This window comes from Amycolatopsis sp. WAC 04182 (assembly GCF_003947465.1).
Lineage (GTDB): Bacteria > Actinomycetota > Actinomycetes > Mycobacteriales > Pseudonocardiaceae > Amycolatopsis.
In genome coordinates this window covers 335738-353657 of record NZ_QHJJ01000005.1, presented here as the reverse complement: position 1 = coordinate 353657, position 17920 = coordinate 335738, and the positions used below count along the sequence as shown (strand labels likewise).

Genomic DNA, 17920 nt, shown 5'->3' with positions numbered 1-17920 from the left:
GGAACGGGACCAGGGAACGGATGGGGGGTCATGTCTCCGTATCAGACCTTCGCGCAGAAACTGAGCGCGCTGATCGATTCGGCGCGCGCGGAGGAAGGCGCCCCGCACAGCTATCGCGAGCTGTCCGCGGCGATCGATCGCGCCGGCGGGCCCACCATGTCGCCCGCGTACCTCCAGCAGCTCGCCACGGGCAAACGCGTCAACCCGAAGATCCACTACGTCGAGGCGCTGGCGAAACTGTTCGGGGTCCCGATCACCTACTTCTTCGAAGACCAGGAACCGCAGCCCGTCGGAGAGGCGAAGCTCATGGCCATGCGCGCGCAGGAGCTTTCCCCGCAAGGCCGTCGCCAGGTCATGGACCTGCTGGAGCTCGTCGAGCGCTACGAACGGGCCGAGCGCGACCAGCCGGACGAAAGCCGATGAAGGAACGGGAGCTCCGCAAACGCTGCCGCAAGATGCTGAACAAGCTCGACATCGAGCCGCCGCTCGACGTCGGCGTGCTCTGCGAGCGGCTCGGCGAACAGCGGGGCAGGCCGATCCGGCTGATGCCGTATCCGCTGGAGGTCCCCGGCCCGTTCGGCTGCTGGATCGCCACCGGTTCGGCGGATTACATCTTCTTCCAGCAGGAGACCACGAAGTCCCACCAGGATCACATCATCCTGCACGAACTCGGGCATATGCTCGCCGATCATCATCCCGGTGGCGACGCCGAACCCGCCGACTTCCTGCGCGGCCCCTCCCCGGGGCTCGACGGGGACGCGGTACACCGCGCTTTACGCCGCACCTCCTACGATGAGGCGCACGAATGGGAAGCCGAGACCGTGGCGACCATCATCCTCGAATGGGCGTCGGTCTTGAACTACACGATTCCCCGTCGCGCCGACGACGATGACGTCCGCCGCGTCCAAGGCGCGCTGGGCGACCATCAAGGGTGGCTGTGAACTCGCTGTTCTCCCCTCTCAACGTCGTGGCGATGGTGCTGTTCGCGACGGCGCTCGCCTGGCGGATCTACCAGACGTACCGGGCGCCCCGGCTGCTGCCGAACTGGGCGATCACGATCACGATCGTCTGCGTCGCCGGGTCCTTCCTCGCGCAGCAGAAGGTCATCTCCGGCTGGCTCGACGGGCTGACGGGCCGGGGCACGGGCCGCCTGGTCAACAACATCATGCTCGCCATCGGGGTGTGCGCGCTGTTGATCGTGTTCCTCGGCTCCGCGCTGGGCCCACGCAGGCCGGGGCGTGTCCTGTTCGAGCTCGTCCCGCTCTCCGGCGCGATCGCGCTGATGCTGGTCGCCATGGCCCTCACCCCACCGGAGGTGCGCGGGCTCGCGCTGAGCCCGAAGCTCGTGCACGTGCCCGGGGTGGCGCTGTTCTACCTCGGTGCCGGGATCTACCTGATCTACGGCCTCGCCGCGTGCGCCTGGTGGATCTTCCGCTACATCCGCACCGCGGACCGCCATCTGAAGACCGGGCTGAAACTCAGCGCCGCCGGGCTGATCTGCCTGTCCGTCGGCAGTGTGTTCCGCGCGCTCTACATCGTGATCGCGTGGGCGTTCGGGCCGTCGGTCCCGCTTCTGCTCACCGTCGCCGTCCCGTTGGTACTGCTCGGGATCGTGCTCTTCCTCGCCGGGATCACCTATCCCGGCGCCCGTGCGCGGTTCGCCGCGCTGCGCCGCCGTCGCCAGCACCGGCGCCACCACGACGAGCTCACCCCGCTGTGGACCGCGCTGGCCGGGATCTACCCGAACATCGTGCTCCGGACCACGCCGCAGGGCAGGTGGGAACGGTGGCGCCCGCGCACGGTCCACCGCCGCTACTACCGCCGCGTGATCGAGATCCGGGACGGGCTCGTGCAGCTGAGCCCCTACCTGGAAACCGATCTCACCGCGCTCGCCGCCGACGATCCGCGGGCGGCGGCGGAAGCGCTGAAGACGGCGATCGCCAGGCAGACCGCGGGTGAGGAGACCGACGGGCGGGCGAAACTCGTGCTCCCCGGCGGCGCCACCGACATCGAATCCGATGTGCGGCCGCTGCTCGCCCTGTCCGCCGCCGTCTCCAGGAGCGAGGCATGACCGCACAACTTCTGCTGACGGCGGAACGTGTTCTGCCGCGGCCGAGCACACCGGTCGAAGACGGAGCCGTTCTCGTCGAGGGCGGCCGGATCCTCGCGGCGGGCCCTCGGGCCGAGGTCGTGGCCCAGGCGTCGCCGGAGGCCGAAAGGCTCGACTTCCCCGGAGCGACGCTGCTGGCCGGCCTGTTCAACGCCCACGTGCACCTGGCCTTCGACGCCTCGCGCGAGATGCTGCCGAACTTCCTGGCGAGCAGCGACGACGCTCTCCGCGCGGGCGCCAAGGACCGGTTGGGGCAGTTGCTGCGCAGCGGCGTCACGACGGTGCGGGATCTCGGCGATCGCGACGCGCTGGGCGCGCGGGTCCGGGCGGAACTCGAAGGCACCGCCGCGCCGCGTCTGCTGACCGCGGGATCGCCCTTGACCGTCCTCAAAGGACACTGCCACTTCTTCGGCGGCGAGGTCGCGGACGACGCCGCGATCCGGGCCATGATCGACGCCAACGCGGCCGCCGGCGCGGACGTGATCAAGGTGATGGCCAGCGGCGGCCAGATCACCGAGGGCGGCGCGGACATGTGGGAGTCGCAGTTCGACGTCCGGGCGCTGCGCCTGATCGTCGAGCACGCTGCACGCCACGGGCTCCCGGTCGCGGCGCACGCCCACGGCTCCGACGCGATCGAAGCGTCGGTCGAGGCGGGGGTCCGCACGATCGAGCACTGCACCTGGATGACCGGGCCCCAGCGGCAGGACAGGCGTGAAGGCGTCGCCAAGCGCATGGCGGCCGAGGGCATCGCGGCGTGTTCGACGAGCAGCCGCAACTGGCGGATGCTGGCCGAGCGCATGGGCGAGGAACTCGCGAAAACCGTGTACGGACGGCTGTCCTGGCTGGAGGAGCTGGGCGTCCCACTGCTGGCGGGGACGGACGCCGGGCTGCCCGGCTCGGTCTTCGACGACCCCGTCGGGGCCCTCGAACTCTACGAATGGCTCGGTTTCGGCAGGCGCCGGATCCTCGAGATCGCGACCGAGGACTCCGCCGCCGGGCTCGGCCTCGGCGACGTCACCGGGCGGCTCGCCCCCGGCCTGAGCGCCGACGTCCTGGTGGTCGACGGCGATCCGCTCGCCGATCTTTCCGCGCTCCGGAACGTCCGCCTGGTGCTTGCGCGCGGGATGGTGGCGAGCGGCTCGGCTTGATCGAGTCCGGTCTACTCGACGCCGACGGGTGCCTCGTGGTCAAGACGTGTCGCGAAAGCCACTTTCGCGACACCAGCACCGCGGCCGTAAGGGGACACAGGGGGCGGCACTGCCAAGGGCAGTTGCGAAGGGGACTTTCCCCGCATCCGATGCGGCGAAAGTCCCCTTCACGACACCCGGCACCGTCTTGACAGCCAAGAGAACCTGAATCACCACTCACGACCCACTCGCCTCATCCCGGCCGTCGAACGGACAGGTTTGGTGACAGTGTTTTAAAACAGTGTTATCGTTGTCTCATGGAAGAACCGATCAAACTGTTCACCGTCATCGCGCTCATTTCCCTGCCGACGGTGATGTACGGCGGCTATGCGCTGATGGGTGTCCTGCGCGACAAGAAGCTGACCGAACACCAGCGCGGGATGTTCCGCGCCGGCCACGCGCACGCCGGTGTCCTGCTGGTTCTCGCGCTGGTCGTCCTGCAGATCCTCGGGCAGACCGGGCTCCCGGCCGCCGCGCTGTGGATCGTCTGCTTCCTGCTGCTGTTCGGCGTGCTCGCCCAGTCCGGCGGCTTCTTCCTGCACCTGGCGCCGGGCAAGGGCAAGCTCGGCGGGCGGGTCACCAGCGCCGGGGCGGTGCTGCTCGGAGCGGCGATCCTGACCACCGCGTACGGCGTCGCCTTCGCTGGTTAAGCTTGTTGACGTGCCTGAATACCTGCCGACAGCCCCCGCCAAGGGGACCCGCGACTTCCTGCCCGCCGAGATGTCCGTCCGGACGCAGGTGTTCGGCCATCTCTACGACGTGCTCGAACTGCGGGGATTCCTCCGCTACGACGGGCCCATCCTCGAACCCGCCGAGATCTACGAGCGGAAGTCCGGGCAGGAGATCGCGGACCAGCAGCTGTACACGCTGACCACCAAGGGCGGCGAGCGGCTGGCGCTGCGCCCGGAGATGACGCCGTCGGTCGCCAGGATGATCGCGGGCAACGCCAAGTCGCTGCAGTTCCCGGTGCGCTGGTACAGCCACCCGAACTGCCACCGCTACGAGCGGCCGCAGCGTGGCCGGGTCCGCGAGCACTGGCAGATCAACGCGGACATCTTCGGTTCGGACAGCGCGAACTGCGAGATCGAGATCTTCGAACTCGTCCACGACATGATGAGCGCGCTCGGCGCGACCCCGGACATGTTCCAGGTGCGGGCCAACGACCGGAACCTGCTCTCGTCGGCGCTCACCGACATCGTCGGAGTGACCGCGGAGCAACTGCCGCAGGTGTTCACCCTGGTGGACCGCTGGGAGAAGTCGGACCGGACGAAGCTGAGCGACACCGCGGCCGAGATCGGGCTGACCGACAAGCAGTTCGAGAAGCTGACCGAGATCCTGACCTCCGGCGCGGCCTTGCTCGACGAGCTGCCGGACCAGGTCAAGGAGAACTCGAACCTGGTCAAGGTGCTGAACAGCGGCGCCGCGGACCTGATCACCTTCGATCCGATGATCGTGCGCGGGCTCGCGTACTACACGTCGACCGTGTTCGAGGTCTTCGACACCTCTCCGGAGAACCGTCGCGCCCTCTTCGGCGGCGGCCGGTACAGCGACCTGGCGTCGTTGTTCACGTCGCAGCAGATCCCCGGGATCGGCTTCGGCATGGGCGACGTCACGCTGATCGACTTCCTCGACACGCACGGCCTCACCCCGAAACCGCGCAGCGAGGTCGACGTCGTGGTGATCCCGGTGATCGAAGAACTCACCGACGCGTCCCGCGAGGTCGCGGGACGGCTCCGGAAGGCCGGGCTGCGCACGTCCACGCCCGTCGAGCTTCGCAAGCTGGGCAAGGAACTCACCCGGGCGGACAAGGCCGGGGCGCGGGCCGTGGTGATCGTGGGCCAGGAGGACTGGGACGCCGGGAACGTGACCGTGCGCGGTCTCGCGACCCGCGAGCAACAGACCGTGGCCGTCGACGGCGTGGTCGACGCGGTCAACTCCCTGCTCTGACAACGCTACAAAGCCGGCGCCCCTTGATCGGGGCGCCGGCTTTGTCGTGTTCAGCGGGACAGCATGCGCATGGCCGCTTCGGGGTAGCGCTCCCCCGCGACCGCGTCTGCGGGCACCGCCTCCTCGATCGCGGCGACGTCCTCGGCGCTCAGGTTCAGACCGACGGACGCGACGTTCTCTTCGAGGTACTTGCGGCGCTTGGTACCCGGGATCGGCACGACGTCGTCACCCTGCGCCTGCACCCAAGCCAGCGCGAGCTGGCCGGCGGTGACGCCCTTCTGCTCGGCCAACGCGCGCAGTGCCTCGACCATCGCCAGGTTCCGCTCCAGGTTGCCCTCGGCGAACCGCGGCTGGGTCGTCTGACGGAAGTCGCCCTCCGCGAAGTCCTCTTTGGACTTGAAGCGACCGGTGAGGAAACCGCGGCCCAGCGGGGAATACGGCACCAGCCCGATGCCGAGTTCACGGCAGACCGGGACGACCTCGTTCTCGATGTCGCGCGACCACAGCGACCACTCGGTCTGCACGGCCGTCACCGGATGCACGGTGTGCGCCCGCCGGATCGTCTCCGCACCGGCCTCGGACAGCCCGATGTGCCGGATCTTCCCCTGCTCGACCAGCGAGGACAGCGCGCCCGCGGTCTCCTCGATCGGCACGTCCGGGTCGACGCGGTGCTGGTAGTAGAGGTCGATGTGGTCGACGTTCAACCGGCGAAGCGAAGCCTCGACCTGTTGGCGCACATAGAATTCGTCGCCCCGGATCCCGCGCTTCGAGGGATCCTCCTCGTCGCGCACGATGCCGAACTTGGTCGCCAGCACCACCTGGTCCCGTTTGCCTGCCAGCGCGCGGCCGACCAGTTCCTCGTTGCGGCCGAAGCCGTACATGTCGGCGGTGTCGATCAGAGTGACGCCCAGTTCGATCGCGCGGTGGATCGTCGCGATCGATTCGGTGTCGTCACCTTGGCCGTAGAACTCGCTCATGCCCATGCAGCCGAGCCCCTGCGCGCCGACTTCCAGCGTGCCGAGCCTGCGGGTGGGCAGGGTGGAACCCGTCATGATCTCTCTCGCAATTCTCTGGGTTTTACTTACCGGCGGCGCGGGCGAGCCGCTCCGGGTAACGCTCACCGGCGATCGCCTCGGCGGGCGCGGCCTTTTCGATGGCCTCGATGTCCACTTCGGACAGTTTCAGGTCCGCGGCGGCGGCGTTCTCTTCGAGGTACTTGCGGCGTTTGGTGCCCGGGATCGGCACGACGTCGTCACCCTGCGCCTGCACCCAAGCCAGCGCGAGCTGGCCGGCGGTGACGCCCTTCTGCTCCGCCAGCGCGCGCAAAGCGTCGACGATGGCCATGTTGCGCTCGAAGTTCCCCTCGGCGAACCGGGGAAGCCCGCGGCGCATGTCGTCCGCCGGCAGGTCCTTCACCGACGTCACGCTGCCGGTGAGGAACCCGCGGCCGAGCGGCGAGAACGGCACGACGCCGATGCCCAGCTCGCGAACGGTCGAGAGGATCTCGCCTTCGATGCCGCGGGTCCACAGGGACCACTCGCTCTGCAGCGCCGTCACCGGGTGGACGGCGTGCGCGCGACGGATAGTCTCGGCACCGGCCTCGGAGATTCCGGCGAACCGGATCTTCCCCTCCTGGACCAGCTCCGCGAGCGCACCCCAGGTCTCTTCGACCGGCGTGTTCGGGTCGACGCGGTGCTGGTAGTAGAGGTCGATGTGGTCGACGTTCAGCCGTCGAAGGGACTCTTCGCAGCTCTGCTTGACGTACGCCGCGTCGCCGCGAGCGGACATCCCGCCGTCCTTGTCCCAGACGATGCCGAACTTGGTCGCCAGCACGACCTGGTCCCGCTTGCCCGCGATCGCGCGGCCGACCAGCTCCTCGTTCGCTCCCGCGCCGTAGACGTTCGCGGTGTCGAGCAGGGTCACGCCCAGCTCGAGGGCACGGTGGACGGTGGCGATCGACTCCGTGTCGTCGTCGCGGACGCCGTAGGCCTGGCTCATCCCCATGCAGCCGAGCCCCTGCGCGCCGACCTCCAGCCCGCCGAGCCTCCTGGTGCTGATCACGCTGAAATTCCCTCCACGGTGGCTCCGGTGCCGAGCACCTTGCGTTCCACCTGGTCGTAGTGGTCGATCTTGTAGTCGAGGATGTCGAGGCAGTTCTGCAACTCGGCGATCCGGTCGGCGACCGATTGGCGCTGGTCGACCAGGATCGCCTTGCGCCGCCCCGCGCTCGCCGCGCCGTGGTGGCGCAGGGAGGCGTACTCGCGCATCCGCTTGATGGGCATGCCGGTCAGGCGGAGCTTGGTCAGGAACCCCAGCCACCCGAGGTCGTCGTCGGTGTAGGCGCGGCGCCCGGCGGCGTCCCGCGCCGGGGGCTCGACGAGTTTGATGCGCTCGTAGTACCGGAGAGTGTCGATGGACAGTCCGCTACGTCGCGCGGCTTCCGCTATCGAGTAGCTCATGCGAACGACAGTACGACCTGGAGTGCGCTCCAGGTCAACTCCGAATCCGAGCGATTGATAACAGCGTTGCGCTACCCTCCGTACATGCCCCGCCCCAGGACGCACGACGAGAACCTCCGGCTGAAACTGCTGGACCGCGCCGGTGAACTCATCTCGGCCGACGGCCCCAAGGCGCTGAGCCTCCGCAAACTGGCCGCCGACGTCGGCACGTCCACCACCGCGGTCTATTCACTCTTCGGCGGGAAAACGGACCTCGTCAGCGCCCTGTTCACCGAGGGGTTCCGCCGCTTCGGGCGCCGGATGTCCAAGGTCACGCTGAGCGGCGACCCGGTCGAGGACCTGGTGCGGCTCGGCGTCGCGTACCGGGAAAGCGCGCTGGCCGACCCGCATCTCTACGCGATCATGTTCACGAAGTCGGTGCCGGGTTTCGAACCGGCGGAGGAGACGTCCGAGCAGGCTCGCGCCACGATGGCGCCGCTGGAGGGGACGATCCGCAAGGCCGTCGCCGACGGCGTCTTCCTCGACGTGCCGCCCGAGGTCGTCACGGTCGCGTGCTGGGGTTTCGTGCACGGGCTCGTGTCGCTGGAGCTGAACGGGAACCTTCCGGAGCAGTACACCGTGAGCACGGCTTACGAGACCGCGCTGCGGGTGAACGCCGCGGGCTGGCTGCGGCGGTGACCTGCGTTTAGCGGGCTAATCGCGATCCGTCCCGCTTCGCGCCGGCCTGCGCTGGGGCCCTGGCGTGCAGGTCCGTGAAGGCCTCCTTGAGGGACTCTGGGTCTCCCAAGGAGGCCTTCACGGACTTCGGCGATGGCCCCGGGGGCACGACCTGCGTTTAGCGGGCTAATCGCGATCCGTGGGCCACGCCGAGCGCGCAAGTACATGAAGGCCCCCATCCTTGCGCCCAGCTCCGTGAAGGACCCCTTCATGTACCGACCCCAAAGCGCGTGAAGGCCCCCTTCCCTCGGCTGAGCCGAGGGAAGGGGGCCTTCACGCGCACCCCAAGCGGGCCGGATCGCGTTTAGCCCGCTAAACGCAGGTCAGTAGAGCGGAAGGGCGCCCTGGTACAGAGTCGCCCCTGCAGCGTCCAGGACGGTGACGCTCACCCGCGCGTGCTCCAAGTCATCACTGACCCCGTCCGGGATCCAGGCCGCGAAAGTCCCGTCCGCGACCGTCGCGTCGATCGTCGTGCCGGTCCCGAAGTCGAGCTTCACGACCGCCGCGGCCTCGGGAACGACTCCCAGGTACGTGTTCCGGACCGGGACGCGGTTCCCGTTCCGGTCCACCCTGCCGACCGTCTCGGCCCGCAACGTGCGCACAGGCCCCGCGGACCGCGGCGGATCGGGAAAGACCCGGTAGTACGCGGTCTTCCCGTCTGCGTACCCGAGCCCGCCTTGGCACACGATGGCCTGGCCACCCAGGCGAGCGACGACCACTCCGACGTCCTGGCCTTCGAGTAACGCGCCGACCCGGTAGGCGTCCTCGTCGGCCACCGTGTCGGACGCTCCCTCCGTGCACACCTTGAAGAACTCACCCGCGGGCATGGCACGGTCGGGAACCGGGAGCACCGGTTTGTCGAGCCTCGACGCGGCCGGCTCCGGCGCGGGCCGAAGGGGATACGGCGCCTGGTACCCGGGCGGCCGGGATTGTTCCCCGGGAGTAGGCCCGACCGCGTAGGTGGTCCGCGACGGCTTCATCGGCGCGATGTGCACGAACAGGTTCCCCGGCCGGAAGACCGGGATGTCCCGCATGGACTGTGATGCCTCGTTCTGGCCCGTCAACTCAAGTTTCGGCCAGTCCGGATCGGCGATGCCCGCGACCGTCCCGGCCCGGGTCATCAGCAGGGCCGCTGTCCGCGCGCCGTCGGTGTAGGCGGGAACGGCGTTCGGGTCGGACACGGTCGCCGTCATCAGCGTGGTCTCGCAGAAGAAGGGTTTGTCGTCCGCCGTCATCGCGACGACGGTGACCGGCGGCGAGATGACGGTGAACCGCGGCACCCATGCGTTCCGCGCCGGGAAGCTCGCCGCCCTCCCTTCGGACTGGACGACGGCCCAGCACCGGTTCATCGCCTCCTCCGCCCTCGGCCAGTCGAGGGAGAAGTCAGGGTTCGCGACGACGGGCCCCTGTCCGTCCGGCTCCCGGATGAGCACGGTCGTGATCAGGGCACCCGCGAGGACCAGGACGACGGCGGCCGCGGCGGCGACGATCGGCCAGCGCCGCCGCTCGGGTTTTCCCATGCCCTCCCGCAGGGACATCCGCAGGTTGTCGAGCACTTCCGGGGGGAGTTCGCGCCTGCCGGGCAGGCCGAGTTCGTCGGTCATTTCTCCTCCAGGGCGGCCCGCAGCTGCGTACGGGCCCGCGAGATGTGGGCGCGAACGGTCACCTCGGCGACGCCGAGCAGTTCGGCGGCGTCGGCGGAGGAGAGATCGCCGAGCAGGCAGAGTTCGACGGCTTTCCGTTGTGATTTCGGCAGCTTCGCGACCAAGGCGAGCACCTGCCGAAGGCGGTCTTCGCCGTCGAGCTGGTCGACGACGGTGTCGGCGTGGTCGGACACCGACCGGGGCTCGGGTAGCCGCCGGACGAGCCGGAGCCGCCGCCCGGTGCTGCGGTGTTCGCTGCGCGCGAGGTTCCCCGCGACGGTGTACAGCCACGGCAACGCGCTGTCGCGGATGAGCGTGATGTCCGCCCGGCGCCGCCAGGCGGTGAGGAACGTCGTCGACGTCAGGTCTTCGGCCGACGCCCACGACCCGGTGAGCCGGTAGGCGTGGTTCCACACCGGCTGCGCGTGGCGCTCGAACAGCTCGGTGAACGCCGCGTGATCACCGCCCGCGGCCGCCCGCCAAAGCTCCGTGTCGCTCCTGTCGGGAGGAGGTTCGCTCGAGTCCACCGGCACCCCCACCGTTCCGGTCACTGTTCTGGTCACATCTGTCAGTGACCGGCAACGGCGGAGATGTTGCGAAAGGGATCAGACGGCCCCGTACTGCCGGTCTCCGGCGTCCCCGAGACCCGGCACGATGAACCCGGAGTCGTTCAGCCGCTCGTCGATGCTCGCGGTCACCACTCGCAGCGGCAGCCCGGTCTTCTTCAGGTGCTCGATGCCCTCGGGAGCCGCCAGCGCGCAGATCGCGGTGACGTCGGTGGCGCTGCGGTCGGTGAGCAACCGGATCGTGTACTCCATCGACCCGCCGGTCGCGAGCATCGGGTCGAGCACCATCACCGGCCGGTCGGCGAGCGATTCGGGCAGCGACTCGAGATACGGCGTCGGCTTGAGCGTCTCCTCGTCGCGCGCGAGGCCGACGAAACCCATTTGGGCGTCCGGGATCAGCTTGTGCGCCTGGTCCGCCATCCCGAGCCCCGCGCGCAGCACCGGCACGAGCAGCGGCGGGCTCGCCAGCGCGTAGCCGTCGGTGCGCGCGACCGGGGTGTGGATCCGCTCGATCCGCACGGGCATGTCGCGCGTGGCTTCGTAGACCAGCATGACGGTCAGTTCGTGCAGCGCCGCGCGGAAGGCGGCGCTGTCGGTGCGCGCGTCGCGCATGGTGGAGAGCCTGGCCTTGGCCAGCGGGTGATCAACGACGTGCACATCCATGCCGGTCAATTTAGCCCGTCACGCCTGCCGCGCGAACCAGCCGACCCAGCGGCGCTGCCAGGGTGTCTCCACGGAACGCTTGTCGTGGTTGGCCCGCGCCCACGCCACCGCCTCGTCGGCGCTCAGCCCGGAAAGGGTGGCGAGGCAGGACAGCACCGTGCCGGTCCGCCCCACTCCGCCGTAACAGGCGACCTCGACGCCTTCGCCCGCCGCCGCCCGGGTGTGCAGGTCGACGATCCGGCGCCGCGCGTCCGCCCAGTCCGTCGGCAGGAGGAAATCGGGCCAGCGGATCCACGCCCGCTCCCAGTCCATTTTGTGATCGTGCTTCCGGCGCAGTTTCGTGCCGCCCAGATACAGTCCGAAATCCGGCGAAGGCCCGTCCGGCCAGGGACGACCCAGGCCCCGTCCGCGCACCTTGACCCCGTCCGGCAGCTCGACGGCGCCGGGTAGTGAGTTCCCCATCACGGGAGGATGCCACTGTCGACCGGAAGATGGACGCTTGGCCCTCTCCTCGGCGCTAGGCTCCTCCGGGTGAGTGAAGAGCCGGCCCTGCCGGGCCCCGAACAGATGCGCATCTCCGACGCCGACCGCGAGCAGGTCGCGCAGGTGCTGCACGCGGCGATGTCCGAAGGACGCATCACCATCAACGAGCTGGAAGAGCGGCTCACCATCGTGTACGCGGCAAAGACCTTCGGGGACCTCAAACCGGTCACCGCGGATCTGCCGCGGTCGAGCACGGCGATCCAGCCGGCGACCTCGCGCGCGCTCGGCCTGCCCGACGACCGCATCGGCGGGCATCCGGGCTCCGGCGCCTCGATCGCCGTCATGTCGGGTGCGTCGCGCAAGGGCAGCTGGGTGGTCCCGCCGCAGCACAACAGTTTCGCGTTCTGGGGCGGCACCGATCTCGACCTGCGGCACGCGCGGTTCGCCGAGAAGCACTCGACGATCACCGCGGTCGCGATCATGGGCGGGATCGACATCGTCGTACCCGACGACATCAACGTGGACGTCACCGGAATCGGCTTCATGGGCGCTTTCGAACTGGAGGATCGCGCCGGGACTCCCCCGGCACCGCCGACGGCGCCGACGGTGAAGATCACCGGCCTGGCATTCTGGGGCGGAGTCACCGTCATCCGGAAGCCACGCAAGAAGGACGTGCCGGGAATCGAAGGCTGACCATAACCTGGGGGGACTTTCAGATGCGCCGAAGTTTCGTCGCGATCGCTTGTGCCGCACTGCTTTCCGTCACCGCCTTCCCGGCTGTGGCCGCCGAGAAGACCGATCCGCGCCAGGCCGCGATGGACGTGGCGGTCGCCGCGGGCATCCCCGGCATGGTCGCCGTTTCCGACGATTTCCGCGGTGTGAGCGGCGTCGCGAACATCGACCGGCCGGGCAAGCCCGACGCGTCGGGCCGCTGGCGGATCGCGAGTGTGTCGAAGGTGTTCGTCGCGACGCTGGTCCTGCAGCTGGTGGCGGAAAAGCGCGTCGGGCTGGACGAGCCCGTCCAGCGTTACCTTCCGGGGCTGCTGCCGTATCCGGAGCCGATCACCGTCCGCCAGCTGTTGCAGCACACCAGCGGCCTCCCGCGCGACCTGGCCCCCGAGGACACCTGGGCATCCGGCCCGGAGGTCGACACCGAACGCTTCGTGCACTTCGACAGCGACGATCAGATCCGGTTGAGCGTCACGAAGCAGCCGCTGCAGTTCAAGCCCGGCACGAGCTGGGCATACTCGAACACCGGCTACAACGTCCTCGGCCTGCTGGTCGAGAAGACCACGCGCAAGCCGCTGGAACGCGCGCTCGCCGAGCGGATCACCGGGCCGCTGCACCTGCGCGACACCTCGCTCCCCCGCGACTTCCCGTTCCTGCTCCGCCAGGCCGCCCGCGGCTACGAGCAGCTGTACGACGCGCCGCGCGGCCTCACCGACGTCACCACCTACAACTACTCGCGCTACTTCGGCGCGGGCGGCATGGTGTCTTCGGGCAAGGACCTCAACCGTTTCTTCGAGGCGCTGCTCGGCGGCCGTCTGCTGCCCGCGGACCTGCTGAAGCAGATGAAAACCACGGTCCCGTTGGGCGGCGGCACGGAGTACGGCCTCGGCCTGATGAAGCTGAACCTCAAGGCGGCGGGCGCCTGCGCCGAGGACATCTCGATCTGGGGGCACGGCGGCGACCTGCCCGGCTTCGCCACCCTCAGCTTCCACGACGAGTCCGGCAAGGACATCTCGACGCTGGCCACCGTGGACCTCACCGCGTCACCGGACGCCGCGCTCAAACGTCAGCTGCCGATGATCTCCGAGTTCTGCGCCCCCGTGGTGCCTTCGACCAGGGCGGTCGCCCAGGCCCCGGTGCCCAGCCTGTAGGCCGCTTACACTCACCCGTATGACAGCTACGACCAGCTCGTCAGCGGAGACGGCCACCCCGTCGCCGCTGGCGGACGCGACTCGCGACGAGGCGAGCCTGCGCCGGTTCCTGCACGGGCTGCCTGGTGTCGACCAGGTCGGCGTCGAGCAGCGGGCGGCGGGACTCGGCACGCGCAGTATCAAGAAGGCCGCCAAGCTCTGGGCGATCGACACCGCCATTTCGATGGTCGACCTGACGACCCTCGAAGGCGCCGACACCCGGGGCAAGGTCCGCGCGCTCGCCGCGAAGGCCATGCGGCCGGATCCGGAACGCCCGGACACCCCGCGGGTCGCGGCCGTGTGCGTGTACCCGGACATGGTCGAGACGGCTGTCGAGGCGCTTCTCGGCACCGGCATCCACGTCGCGAGTGTCGCCACCGGCTTCCCGGCGGGCCGCACGAGCCGCGAGATCAAGCTGGCCGACACCAAGATCGCCGTCGACGCGGGCGCCGCCGAGATCGACATGGTGATCGACCGCGGCGCGTTCCTGGAAGGCCGTTACCTGGAGGTCTTCGAGGAGATCCAGGCCATCAAGGCCGCCTGCGGCAGCGCTCATCTCAAGGTCATCCTCGAAACCGGCGAGCTCGCCACCTACGACAACGTCCGCCGCGCGTCCTGGCTCGCGCTGCTGGCGGGCGGCGACTTCATCAAGACCTCCACCGGCAAGGTCTCGCCCGCCGCGACGCTGCCGGTCACCCACGTGATGCTGCAGGCCGTCCGCGACTGGTTCGTCCAGACCGGTGAACTGCGCGGCGTCAAACCGGCCGGGGGCATCCGGACGACCAAGGACGCGATCAAGTACCTGGTCGCGGTGCACGAGGTCGCCGGCGAGCAGTGGCTGACCCCCGATCTGTTCCGGTTCGGGGCGTCCAGCCTGCTCAACGACCTCCTGCTGCAGCGCCGCACCCAGGCCGACGGCCACTACAGCGGTCCCGACTACGTGACGGTGGACTGATCCATGGGCATCTTCGAGTACGCGCCCGCGCCCGAATCGCGCGACCTCGCGAACCTCAAACCGCATTACCGGCCGTTCGTGAACGGCGAATTCGTCGACGGCTCGGGTGAGCCGCTCAAGACGATCAACCCCGCCACCGAAGAGGTGCTCGCCGAGGTCGGCACGGCGTCAGTGTCCGATGTGGACAGTGCGGTGAAGGCCGCGCGCAAGGCGTACAACACTGTCTGGTCCAAGATGCCGGGCTCCGAACGCGCCAAGTACCTGTTCCGCATCGCGCGCCTGATCCAGGAGCGGTCGCGGGAACTGGCCGTGCTGGAAAGCCTCGACAACGGCAAGCCGATCAAGGAATCACGCGATTCCGACGTGCCGACGGCCGCCGCGCATTTCTTCTACCACGCCGGCTGGGCCGACAAGCTCGACTACGCGGGCTACGGCCCGAACCCGAAGCCGCTCGGTGTCGCGGGCCAGGTCATCCCGTGGAACTTCCCGCTGCTGATGCTGGCGTGGAAGATCGCGCCCGCGCTGGCCACCGGCAACACCGTGGTGCTCAAGCCCGCGGAGACCACGCCGCTGACCGCGCTCGTGTTCGCGGAGATCTGCCAGCAGGCCGAACTCCCGCCCGGCGTGGTGAACATCCTGCCCGGCGCCGGGGACATCGGCGCCGCGCTCGTGGGCCACGGCGACGTGAACAAGGTCGCCTTCACCGGATCGACCGAGGTCGGCAAGGCCATCCAGCGTCAGATCGCGGGCACCGCGAAGAAGCTGACGCTGGAGCTGGGCGGCAAGGCGGCGAACGTCGTCTTCGACGACGCTCCGCTGGACCAGGCCGTCGAGGGGATCGTCAACGGGATCTTCTTCAACCAGGGCCACGTGTGCTGCGCGGGCTCGCGCCTGCTGGTGCAGGAGTCCATCGCCGAAGAGCTGCTCGAGAAGCTGCGGTACCGCGTCTCGACGCTGCGGCTGGGCGACCCGCTGGACAAGAACACCGACATCGGCGCGATCAACTCCGCCGAGCAGCTCGCGAAGATCAAGGGCCTGGTGGAATCCGGCGACGCCGAGGGCGCGCAGCGCTGGACCAGCCCGTGCCCGGTGCCGGAACGCGGTTTCTTCTTCGCCCCCACCGTGTTCTCCGATGTCCAGCAGTCGATGCGCATCGCCCGCGAGGAGATCTTCGGGCCGGTGCTTTCGGTGCTGACCTTCCGCACGCCGGACGAGGCCGTCACCAAGGCGAACAACACGCCGTACGGACTCTCCGCCGGGATCTGGACCGAGAAGGGTTCGCGCATTCTCTGGATGGCGAACCAGCTCCGCGCCGGCGTCGTCTGGGCCAACACGTTCAACCGCTTCGATCCCGCCGCGCCGTTCGGCGGCTACCAGGAGTCGGGTTTCGGCCGCGAAGGCGGACGCACCGGACTGGAGGCCTACCTCGATGTCTGACCGTATTTCGGTGGCGAAGACCTACAAGCTCTACATCGGCGGCAAGTTCCCGCGCTCGGAATCCGGCCGCGTGTACCCGGTCACCGACAGCAAGGGCAAGTTCCTGGCGAACGCCTCGCACGCGTCCCGCAAGGACGTTCGCGACGCGGTTTCCGCCGCCCGCAAGGCTTTCGGCGGTTGGTCGGCGGCGACCGCGTACAACCGCGGCCAGGTGCTGTACCGGGTGGCGGAGATGCTGGAAGGCCGCCGCGAACAGTTCGTCGCGGAGGTTTCGGCGTCCGAAGGCGTCGCGGCGAAGAAGGCACAGTCCCTTGTGGACGCTTCGATCGACCGCTGGGTCTGGTACGCGGGCTGGACGGACAAGATCGCGACAGTGCTCGGCGCGGCCAATCCGGTCGCGGGCCCGTACTTCTCCTTCACCGTGCCGGAACCGACCGGTGTCGTCGGAGTGCTGGCGCCGCAGCAGTCGTCGTTGCTGGGTCTGGTGAGCGTGCTGGCCCCGGTGCTGGCGACCGGCTCGACCGCGGTGGTCGTCTCCAGCGCGGACCGGCCGCTGCCCGCGATCACCCTGTCGGAGGTCCTGGCGACGTCCGACCTGCCCGGCGGGGTCGCGAACATCCTGACCGGCCGCGCGTCTGAGCTGGGCTCGTGGCTCGCGTCGCACGGAGACGTCAACGCCCTCGACCCGACCGGCGCCGAGCCGTCCGCGCGGGCGGACCTGGCGCGGGAGGCCGCGGGGACCGTGAAGCGGGTCCTGACCGTTCCGGACACCGAGCCGGACTGGACCGCGGACGCCGACATCTCGCGGCTGCGGCGGTACCTGGAGGCGAAGACCGTCTGGCATCCGCTGGGTGTCTGACCCTTGTCCATTGCGCAGTTGGACACCTGACCGCGCCCGGGTCGAGGGCTGAAGGGGACTTTCCCCGCGTCTCACGCAGCGAAGGGAGCTTTCCCCGCGTGACATGCGGGGAAAGTCCCCTTCAGCCACTCCCCCAGACCTCACGGATCCAGATCGGCCCCGGTCAGCGCGCGTCCCGGCAGCGGCTCGTTCGTGCCGACGGCCCGCAGGCCGTCGATCATGATCCCGATGCACCGCCTCGTCGCCATCCGCGCGACCTCCTCGCCCTTGCCCGGCATCTGCCGCAGCAACGTCGCGAACAGGATCGCGACGTCACCGGTGGCGACGTCCGTCCGGAGCCTGCCCTCCGCCTGCGCGCCTCGGACGAAAGCGTCCATCACCAGCAGTAACTCATCTCGCAGGGCCTTGATCGCGGGATCACTCTTCAGGATCGCCAGCGCGCGGGGCGACACCATCGCGAGCTGGATGCTCAGCTGCAATTCCATCGACTGGTGCAGCAGCCGGATCAGCGCCTCCCAGTCCGAGGCCTCCTGATCCCTCGCGGCCTTCGCGTCCCTCAGGACCCGGTCGAAGTTGTCGACGGCGACCGCCCGGATCAGCGCGTCGCGGTCCGGGAACCGCCGGTACAGGGTGCCGACGCCGACGCCGGCCGCGCGCGCGATCTCCTCCATCGGGACCTCGGCGCCTTGGGCGGCGAAGATGGTTCTCGCGGCGGCCAGGATCTGATCCCGGTTCCGGCGCGCGTCGGCGCGCAAGCGGGTCTCGGGGTCGGCAGTCATGATCCTCGCCTCTCGAAGGGTCCTTCAGGGCCGTGATTCTCGCACGTGAGGACGTGCCCTTCACGCTTCCCGGGAAACCACCCCTTCGCGAGTGGACGACCCGTCTCCACTTGAGTACCTTGGTGGCATAAGCGGAATGAAACCATCCGCATACGTTTTGGGGTCCCCTGTCCGCTATCGCCGAACCCACCCGACA

The 17920-nt window shown here is 69.2% G+C and carries 20 protein-coding genes; 12 read left to right on the top strand and 8 right to left on the bottom strand.

What is annotated here, in order from left to right; translation table 11 throughout:
• Window positions 1-30 precede the first annotated feature (30 nt).
• The 6 genes from DMH01_RS27665 (at window position 31) to hisS (ending at window position 5244) form a co-directional block, all read left to right on the top strand.
• Entirely contained in the window at window positions 31-423 is a 393-nt protein-coding gene (locus DMH01_RS27665) for a helix-turn-helix domain-containing protein (RefSeq protein ID WP_125680125.1), read from the top strand.
• Window positions 420-941 carry a hypothetical protein gene (locus DMH01_RS27660; protein WP_125680124.1) on the top strand — a complete coding sequence of 174 codons (522 nt, stop codon included), beginning with the start codon at window positions 420-422 and terminating at the stop codon, window positions 939-941. Before DMH01_RS27665 ends, DMH01_RS27660 begins: the two co-directional genes overlap by 4 nt.
• Window positions 938-2071, top strand: coding sequence for an MAB_1171c family putative transporter (locus tag DMH01_RS27655; protein ID WP_125680419.1), 1134 nt, complete (start codon window positions 938-940; stop codon window positions 2069-2071). Before DMH01_RS27660 ends, DMH01_RS27655 begins: the two co-directional genes overlap by 4 nt.
• A complete protein-coding gene (locus tag DMH01_RS27650; RefSeq protein ID WP_125680123.1) occupies window positions 2068-3258 on the top strand; it encodes an amidohydrolase family protein in 1191 nt (396 codons plus the stop codon). Before DMH01_RS27655 ends, DMH01_RS27650 begins: the two co-directional genes overlap by 4 nt.
• Window positions 3259-3554: 296 nt before the next feature.
• The gene (locus tag DMH01_RS27645; RefSeq protein ID WP_125680122.1) at window positions 3555-3947 is read left to right on the top strand and encodes a hypothetical protein; all 393 of its coding nucleotides are present in this window, start codon (window positions 3555-3557) and stop codon (window positions 3945-3947) included.
• Between the two features lie 10 nt (window positions 3948-3957).
• Window positions 3958-5244, top strand: a complete 1287-nt coding sequence (gene hisS / locus DMH01_RS27640) for a histidine--tRNA ligase (RefSeq protein WP_125680121.1) — start codon at window positions 3958-3960, stop codon at window positions 5242-5244.
• 50 nt (window positions 5245-5294) lie between these two features.
• Here the strand turns inward: hisS and DMH01_RS27635 are convergent, their stop codons facing one another.
• From DMH01_RS27635 to DMH01_RS27625, 3 genes are read right to left on the bottom strand one after another with little or no spacing between them, the layout of a single operon-like run.
• Window positions 5295-6296: an aldo/keto reductase gene (locus DMH01_RS27635; protein ID WP_125680120.1), complete on the bottom strand. Its 1002-nt coding sequence runs from the start codon at window positions 6294-6296 to the stop codon at window positions 5295-5297.
• 25 nt (window positions 6297-6321) lie between these two features.
• Complete coding sequence (locus tag DMH01_RS27630) at window positions 6322-7305, bottom strand: aldo/keto reductase (protein WP_199745645.1); 984 nt, start codon at window positions 7303-7305, stop codon at window positions 6322-6324.
• Complete coding sequence (locus DMH01_RS27625; RefSeq protein ID WP_125680119.1) at window positions 7302-7703, bottom strand: MerR family transcriptional regulator; 402 nt, start codon at window positions 7701-7703, stop codon at window positions 7302-7304. The genes DMH01_RS27630 and DMH01_RS27625 overlap by 4 nt, the downstream gene beginning before the upstream one ends.
• Before the next feature lie 84 nt (window positions 7704-7787).
• On the opposite strand from DMH01_RS27625, the gene DMH01_RS27620 reads away from it, so the two are divergent.
• Window positions 7788-8381: a TetR/AcrR family transcriptional regulator gene (locus tag DMH01_RS27620; RefSeq protein WP_125680118.1), complete on the top strand. Its 594-nt coding sequence runs from the start codon at window positions 7788-7790 to the stop codon at window positions 8379-8381.
• Window positions 8382-8743: 362 nt separating this feature from the next.
• On the opposite strand, the gene DMH01_RS27615 is transcribed toward DMH01_RS27620, so the two are convergent.
• From DMH01_RS27615 to DMH01_RS27600, 4 genes are read right to left on the bottom strand one after another with little or no spacing between them, the layout of a single operon-like run.
• A complete protein-coding gene (locus DMH01_RS27615; protein ID WP_125680117.1) occupies window positions 8744-10024 on the bottom strand; it encodes a hypothetical protein in 1281 nt (426 codons plus the stop codon).
• Window positions 10021-10614, bottom strand: a complete 594-nt coding sequence (locus DMH01_RS27610) for an RNA polymerase sigma factor (protein WP_125680417.1) — start codon at window positions 10612-10614, stop codon at window positions 10021-10023. The genes DMH01_RS27615 and DMH01_RS27610 overlap by 4 nt, the downstream gene beginning before the upstream one ends.
• A 54-nt stretch (window positions 10615-10668) precedes the next feature.
• Complete coding sequence (upp, locus tag DMH01_RS27605; RefSeq protein WP_125680116.1) at window positions 10669-11292, bottom strand: uracil phosphoribosyltransferase; 624 nt, start codon at window positions 11290-11292, stop codon at window positions 10669-10671.
• Window positions 11293-11310: 18 nt separating this feature from the next.
• Window positions 11311-11754: a protein-tyrosine phosphatase family protein gene (locus DMH01_RS27600; RefSeq protein WP_125680115.1), complete on the bottom strand. Its 444-nt coding sequence runs from the start codon at window positions 11752-11754 to the stop codon at window positions 11311-11313.
• Window positions 11755-11859: 105 nt separating this feature from the next.
• Here DMH01_RS27600 and DMH01_RS27595 point away from each other — a divergent pair, with 105 nt between their 5' ends.
• The 5 genes from DMH01_RS27595 to DMH01_RS27575 are packed head-to-tail and all read left to right on the top strand — an operon-like array spanning window position 11860 to window position 16945.
• The gene (locus DMH01_RS27595; protein WP_125680416.1) at window positions 11860-12468 is read left to right on the top strand and encodes a DUF1707 domain-containing protein; all 609 of its coding nucleotides are present in this window, start codon (window positions 11860-11862) and stop codon (window positions 12466-12468) included.
• A 23-nt stretch (window positions 12469-12491) separates the two neighbouring features.
• Window positions 12492-13655, top strand: a complete 1164-nt coding sequence (locus tag DMH01_RS27590; RefSeq protein WP_125680114.1) for a serine hydrolase — start codon at window positions 12492-12494, stop codon at window positions 13653-13655.
• Window positions 13656-13674: 19 nt separating this feature from the next.
• Window positions 13675-14649: a deoxyribose-phosphate aldolase gene (deoC, locus tag DMH01_RS27585; protein ID WP_125680113.1), complete on the top strand. Its 975-nt coding sequence runs from the start codon at window positions 13675-13677 to the stop codon at window positions 14647-14649.
• 3 nt (window positions 14650-14652) lie between these two features.
• Window positions 14653-16086, top strand: coding sequence for an aldehyde dehydrogenase family protein (locus DMH01_RS27580; RefSeq protein WP_125680112.1), 1434 nt, complete (start codon window positions 14653-14655; stop codon window positions 16084-16086).
• Window positions 16079-16945 (top strand): aldehyde dehydrogenase family protein, encoded by an 867-nt coding sequence (locus tag DMH01_RS27575; RefSeq protein WP_125680111.1) that lies wholly within the window; start codon window positions 16079-16081, stop codon window positions 16943-16945. Before DMH01_RS27580 ends, DMH01_RS27575 begins: the two co-directional genes overlap by 8 nt.
• A gap of 140 nt (window positions 16946-17085) precedes the next feature.
• Here DMH01_RS27575 and DMH01_RS27570 read toward each other — a convergent pair whose 3' ends face one another.
• A complete protein-coding gene (locus tag DMH01_RS27570; RefSeq protein ID WP_125680110.1) occupies window positions 17086-17724 on the bottom strand; it encodes a TetR/AcrR family transcriptional regulator in 639 nt (212 codons plus the stop codon).
• Between the last annotated feature and the right edge of the window lie 196 nt (window positions 17725-17920).

Bases quoted from the DNA above. Each gene is read 5' to 3' on its own strand.
- DMH01_RS27650 (WP_125680123.1), top strand. From the start codon at position 2,068: ATGACCGCACAACTTCTGCTGACGGCGGAACGTGTTCTGCCGCGGCCG.
- DMH01_RS27625 (WP_125680119.1), bottom strand. From the start codon at position 7,703: ATGAGCTACTCGATAGCGGAAGCCGCGCGACGTAGCGGACTGTCCATC.
- DMH01_RS27600 (WP_125680115.1), bottom strand. From the start codon at position 11,754: ATGGGGAACTCACTACCCGGCGCCGTCGAGCTGCCGGACGGGGTCAAG.
- DMH01_RS27575 (WP_125680111.1), top strand. From the start codon at position 16,079: ATGTCTGACCGTATTTCGGTGGCGAAGACCTACAAGCTCTACATCGGC.
- DMH01_RS27660 (WP_125680124.1), top strand. From the start codon at position 420: ATGAAGGAACGGGAGCTCCGCAAACGCTGCCGCAAGATGCTGAACAAG.
- DMH01_RS27580 (WP_125680112.1), top strand. From the start codon at position 14,653: ATGGGCATCTTCGAGTACGCGCCCGCGCCCGAATCGCGCGACCTCGCG.
- DMH01_RS27570 (WP_125680110.1), bottom strand. From the start codon at position 17,724: ATGACTGCCGACCCCGAGACCCGCTTGCGCGCCGACGCGCGCCGGAAC.
- DMH01_RS27645 (WP_125680122.1), top strand. From the start codon at position 3,555: ATGGAAGAACCGATCAAACTGTTCACCGTCATCGCGCTCATTTCCCTG.
- DMH01_RS27595 (WP_125680416.1), top strand. From the start codon at position 11,860: ATGCGCATCTCCGACGCCGACCGCGAGCAGGTCGCGCAGGTGCTGCAC.
- DMH01_RS27590 (WP_125680114.1), top strand. From the start codon at position 12,492: ATGCGCCGAAGTTTCGTCGCGATCGCTTGTGCCGCACTGCTTTCCGTC.
- DMH01_RS27620 (WP_125680118.1), top strand. From the start codon at position 7,788: ATGCCCCGCCCCAGGACGCACGACGAGAACCTCCGGCTGAAACTGCTG.
- DMH01_RS27635 (WP_125680120.1), bottom strand. From the start codon at position 6,296: ATGACGGGTTCCACCCTGCCCACCCGCAGGCTCGGCACGCTGGAAGTC.
- DMH01_RS27615 (WP_125680117.1), bottom strand. From the start codon at position 10,024: ATGACCGACGAACTCGGCCTGCCCGGCAGGCGCGAACTCCCCCCGGAA.
- deoC (WP_125680113.1), top strand. From the start codon at position 13,675: ATGACAGCTACGACCAGCTCGTCAGCGGAGACGGCCACCCCGTCGCCG.
- DMH01_RS27665 (WP_125680125.1), top strand. From the start codon at position 31: ATGTCTCCGTATCAGACCTTCGCGCAGAAACTGAGCGCGCTGATCGAT.
- upp (WP_125680116.1), bottom strand. From the start codon at position 11,292: ATGGATGTGCACGTCGTTGATCACCCGCTGGCCAAGGCCAGGCTCTCC.